This window comes from Rhodococcus sp. (in: high G+C Gram-positive bacteria), assembly GCF_049286785.1.
Lineage (GTDB): Bacteria > Actinomycetota > Actinomycetes > Mycobacteriales > Mycobacteriaceae > Rhodococcus_F.
This window is the reverse complement of sequence record NZ_JBAQEO010000212.1, coordinates 1-5,103: the sequence shown is the minus strand read 5'-3', so window position 1 is coordinate 5,103 and position 5,103 is coordinate 1. Positions and strand designations below refer to the sequence as shown.

4 protein-coding genes and 1 pseudogene are annotated in these 5,103 nt (G+C 68.4%); all 5 read left to right on the top strand.

Translation table 11 applies throughout. The features are described 5' to 3' along the window. The first annotated feature begins 380 nt into the window (after window positions 1-380). Window positions 381-2,051, top strand: coding sequence for a thiamine pyrophosphate-binding protein (locus WAW17_RS08935; protein ID WP_422332626.1), 1,671 nt, complete (start codon window positions 381-383; stop codon window positions 2,049-2,051). A gap of 16 nt (window positions 2,052-2,067) precedes the next feature. Then, entirely contained in the window at window positions 2,068-2,724 is a 657-nt protein-coding gene (locus WAW17_RS08930; protein WP_422332625.1) for an SRPBCC family protein, read from the top strand. A gap of 2 nt (window positions 2,725-2,726) precedes the next feature. Further along, complete coding sequence (locus WAW17_RS08925; protein ID WP_422332624.1) at window positions 2,727-3,782, top strand: 3-oxoacyl-ACP synthase III family protein; 1,056 nt, start codon at window positions 2,727-2,729, stop codon at window positions 3,780-3,782. Continuing rightward, window positions 3,779-4,810, top strand: a complete 1,032-nt coding sequence (locus WAW17_RS08920) for a pyridoxal phosphate-dependent aminotransferase (protein WP_422332623.1) — start codon at window positions 3,779-3,781, stop codon at window positions 4,808-4,810. The genes WAW17_RS08925 and WAW17_RS08920 overlap by 4 nt, the downstream gene beginning before the upstream one ends. A 9-nt stretch (window positions 4,811-4,819) precedes the next feature. Then, window positions 4,820-5,103: pseudogene (locus tag WAW17_RS08915) on the top strand (cytochrome P450); the annotation flags it as partial.

The window sequence follows — 5,103 nt, the reverse complement described above, 5'->3', positions numbered from 1 at the left end:
GGCCCATGCCTCCTCGTACAGGGGCACGTGCAGCGCGGTGGCGAAACCGGTCGGGGACAACCCGCGCGAACCCGAGGTGGGCGGCCCGAACATCGCGGTCCAGGGTTTCCCCCGTCGCCGGTCACCGTGATCATGCCGAATGCTGTTTTACGTCAACCACTCGAGCCGGGAGCAACACCCGCCGGCACACACCGCGAGGAGAACACCGTGACCAAGAACGTGTCGCGCAGCGGTGGCCGCCCCCGAGACGATCCATCCCGTCGTGCATCGGCCCGCGTGCGCCCGCATCCGAGCCGTTGCTCAGCGTGCCGGTCGGGGGCGCGGCGCTGTCGGGAAGCGACAAGAAGATTGGGGACCGGAGTCCCGGAAGGAGCACGGCATTGGTAACGAGCGGTCGAAGTCATGGACGCGAACAGCGGCGGGTCGTCGACTACCTGGTCGACGCCGTGGCCGCGCTGGGCGTTCGGAACATCTTCGGGGTGGACGGCGCCAACATCGAGGACCTCTACGACGCGGTCTTCGATGCCGACGTGGACGTCACCGGGGTGGTGGCCAAGCACGAGTTCTCCGCGGCCACCATGGCCGACGGGTACGCACGCTCGACGAGCGGGCTCGGCGTTGTCGCCGCAACCTCGGGTGGTGGCGCAATGAACCTGGTCGCCGGGCTGGCCGAGTCCTACACCTCGCGGGTGCCGGTTCTGGCCCTGGTCGGTCAGCCACCGACCGCGTTGGAGGGGGACGGGGCATTCCAGGATTCCAGCGGCCGGGCGGGTTCGATCGACGCGGCGCGGTTGTTCTCCGAGATCTCCCGCTACTGCGCGCGGGTCGAGCGGCCCGAGGACATCGCCGAGCACCTGGAACGGGCGGTGTCCGCGGTGCTGCACGGTGGGCCGGGGGTGTTGTTGTTGCCCAAAGATGTTCAGCAGGCGGCCGTGACGTTGCCCCGGTTCACCCCGCCGGCCCGCCGGGTGGTTCGCGATCACGTCGGGCTGGCCCGGGTCGCCGACATGATCGCCACGGCCCGACGGACCGGCAAGATCGTGCTCGTCGTCGGCGATCAGGTGGCGCGCAATGATGCCCGCGCGCAGGTGCGGGCGTTGGCCGTCGCGTTGGACGCGGCGGTCGGGGTGGCACCGGATGCGAAGGATTGCTACGGCGCCGACGAGCACGGATTCTGCGGTGTGGCAGGCACGATGGGCCACGCCGAACTCGTTGACGCCGTGCAGCAGGCGGCGTTGTGCCTGCTGGTGGGCACCCGGATGCCGATGACCGCACGAGCCGGGCTCGACGGTGCGCTGGCCGGAGTGCCGGTGGCCAGCATCGGCGCCGAACCACCCTATGCGCCCACGGTGCACGCGGTGAGCATGGACCTCGGGTCGACATTGGACGAGCTCACGGCGCTGTTCGACGTCGACGGCGTACCGGAACCGGCAGGCCCGCAGGCCCTGACGGCGCTGGAGGTACCCGACTCCTCGGGGCCGGGACTGCGCTACCGCGAGGCCGTGGAGGCGATCGCGGCGATGTTGCCGGCGGGATCGGACGTGTTCGCCGACGCCGGGAACACGGGCGCATCCGTGGTGCATCATCTTTCGGTGCCCCGCGGCGGGCGGTTCGTGGTCGCCCTCGGGATGGGCGGCATGGGCTACAGCTTCGGCGCGGGGATCGGCTCGGCGTTCGCGCGGAACAGAAGGACGTTCGTGATCGCCGGTGATGGCGCGTTCTTCATGCACGGCCTGGAGATGCACACCGCGATCGAGCACGACCTGCCGGTGACTTTCATCGTGTTCAACAACAACGCGCACGCCATGTGCGTGACCCGCGAGCAACTGTTCTACCGCGATCGCTACAGCTTCAACCGATTCCGGCCGACCCTGCTCGGCGAGGGGATCGCGGCGATGTTCCCGACGCTGCCGGCATCCGCCGCGCGAAACGTCGGCGAGCTGACCGACGCGCTGGCACGCAGCGCGCACACCGAGGGCCCGTCGTTCGTTTCGGTGGACTGCGATCCCGACGAGATACCACCGTTCCTGCCGTTCCTGACCCTCCCCTGATTACAGGAGACACATCATGACCATCAGCCTTCCCGCCCTGAGTGACATCGCCGAGGATGTGATCCCGGGTGTGCTGCGGATCGAGAATTCCGACAAGGATGCCACCACACCGATCATCGTGGACATGCTGCGGTCGGTGTACCCGCACGACCAGGTGTTCGGTCAGTTCTGCCCGGTCAACGCCTACATCGCGGCACCGCCGCGTGAGGTGTACGAGTACCTTGCGGACACCCGGTGTCTGGAGGAGTGGACCTACAGCCTGCGCGGGTTCACCGAGACCGACGAGCCCGGGCTGTGGCTCTCCTACGACAGGCTCGGCGACCAGACGAAATGCTATGTGCGCACCTTCGCGAACCCCGACGCGATGACGGTGGACTACCACTGCGCGTGGGACCAGGGCCAACACCTGTGGATGATCTATCTGATGCGGGTGGTCGACGCGCAGGTGGTGCTCAACAAGCCCGGATCGGTGGTGCCGTGGACCAACTGCCGCCACCCGTTCTACGACGAGAACCCCTACCCGGAGACGGCGCCGGCGGACCGCCCGGTGTGGGTCGGCGACTTCTGGGACATGTTCTCCGCCGGACATCAGTTGGAGATGGACAACCTGAAGGCCATCTGCGAGTACCGCGCCGGCCACGGTCTGCCGATCAAGCCGGAGTGGATGAAATGAGCATGACAGTGCACGCACCTGTGACAGCGCCCCTGCCCGCGGTCAGCCTGATCGACGTCGCCAGCTATCTGCCGGAGAACCGGGTTCCCACCGAGTATTTCACCCAGTTCTCACGCTCGGACCGGATGGCGAAGAACGTCATGTTCCGCTCGCCGAGCTATCGGCACCACGTGGCCCGTGACGAGACCGCGGTGGACATGGTGGAGCGGGCGGTCGCGCCGCTGATCGACAGGCACGGCCCGGACACGATCTCGAACGTGGATGTGCTGCTCACACACACCCAACTGCCCGACAACCCGGTGCTCGGCTGCGGCCCGGAGGTGGCCCGACGGTTGGGGCTGCGCCCGGACTGGGTGATCGACGTGCACAACGGCGGCTGCGCGTCGTTCGTGCACATGATGTCGCTGGCCCGGACCATCCTGCACAGCACCGACGCGACCACGGCATTGATCGCCGCGATTCAGAACAGTGCGGGACAGGTCTTCACCCAGACCGAGATCCGCGGGTTGGCGCATGCCTCGGTCCCCGGCGACGGCTGCGGGGTCGGCCTGCTGACCAAATCCGACGACGCGCCGATCCTGGGCATCGAATGCCGCACCTATCCGGAGTTCGGTGGGGACATGACCTTCGAAGCAGTCCCGGTCTCCGATCGCAAATACTGGGAGCCGGGACTCGGCCAGGTCTGCGTGGGGTTCACCGAGTCCAAGATCACCAAGGTGTTCGCCCGCGGCAACCGGCTGGTTCCCGAGGTGGCGCTGGCAGTCTGCGATCGGATCGGGGTGCAGTCCGCCGACGTCGACACCTTCGTCACCAATCAACCCAACCGGCTGTTCTTGCGGAACTGGCGCGAGGCCATGCAGCTGACCCCGGAGAAGCATCCGGACACCTTCGACAAGTGCGGAAACCTGTTCGGCGCCGGGATTCCGGTCACACTGGACACCGCCAATCGAGACGGGCGCATGGGCAACGGATCGCTGGTGTTGCTGGCCGGATTCGCACACGCCGGCGACTTCGCCGGTGCCGCGGCCGTCCGATGGGGAGCGGGGCCGACGCCATGACCGGCGAGATCACGGAGGCGACGGCACCGTCGGCGGTGGGCGGCCGGACCCGACCGGCGCGCCACTTCGAGCTCGGGCTGAGCGAAAACCCGTTCCCACCCTTACCGTCGGTGCTGGCGGCGCTGCACGAACAGATGGCCCAGGTGAATCGGTATCCGGAGTTTCTGCCGCAGCGGCTACCGCGGATCATCGCCGACCGGGTCGGTGTGGACCCGGCGCAGGTGGTAGTCGGCTCGGGCGCGACGGGGGTCGCGATGCAGATCATGCAGGCCGTGCTGGGCGACGGCGAAACCATGGTGTTCGCGACGCCCACGTTCGACGGCTACCCGATCATGGCCGACATGATGGGTGTGGAAGCGGTGGCGGTGCCGCTGGACCGGGCGGGCCGGCAAGACCTGGGGAACCTGGGCGAGGTCGTCGACGACCGGACCGGGCTGGTAGTGGTGTGCCGGCCGCACAACCCCACCGGCACCTTGGTCTCCGCTACCGACCTGGAGCAGTTCCTGTCCTCGATTCCGCCGCCGGTGGTGGTGATCCTCGACGAGGCCTACGTCGAGTTCATCGACGCCGCCGACGCGGTCGACGTGCTCGACCTCATTCGGCGCTACCCCAATGTGCTGGTGCTGCGGACGTTTTCGAAGGCGTTCGGGCTGGCCGGGCTGCGCATCGGGTACGCATTCGGAGGGCGGGAGTTGGTGGCGCGGGTGCGGCGCCGGCAGCTGCCGTTCGGGATGAGTTGCGCGGCGGTGGCGGCGGTAACCGCCTCCTATGCGGCGGAGGACGAACTGCGGGACCGGGTCGCGCGGATCACCGCCGAACGCGAGTTCCTGCGGATTGCGCTGCGGCAGAACGGAGTGCACGTTCCCCGCAGCCACGCCAATTTCCTCTATCTGAGCGGGGCGCGCATCGCGCCGGCGCTGCAGCGCGCCGGCATCGTGGCCAAGCTCTACACCGGCGGCAGCGCCCGCATCGCGGTGGGCGACCCCGCCGCCGGACACGCGGTGCTGCGGGCACTGCGGACGATGTGAGGCGCGCGTATGTCGGCGATGCTGCCGCTCGCTTCCCGGTTACGTGCGGCCGGGCGCGGTGCTGTTCGCACCCTCACCGCCGGAGCCGATCCCGATCGCTACTTCCGGTGGCGGCGGGACCGCGACGGCGACCCGTTCGAGGTACGGTTTCCCGGCTTCACGCCGATCCTGTTCACCGGACATCCCGAGGGTGCCCGTGACATCTTCCGTGCGCCCGTCGATCTGGTCGAACCCCCGACGCCGAATCCGATCGCGCCGCTCGTCGGGGACGCGTCGCTGATCCTGATATCCGG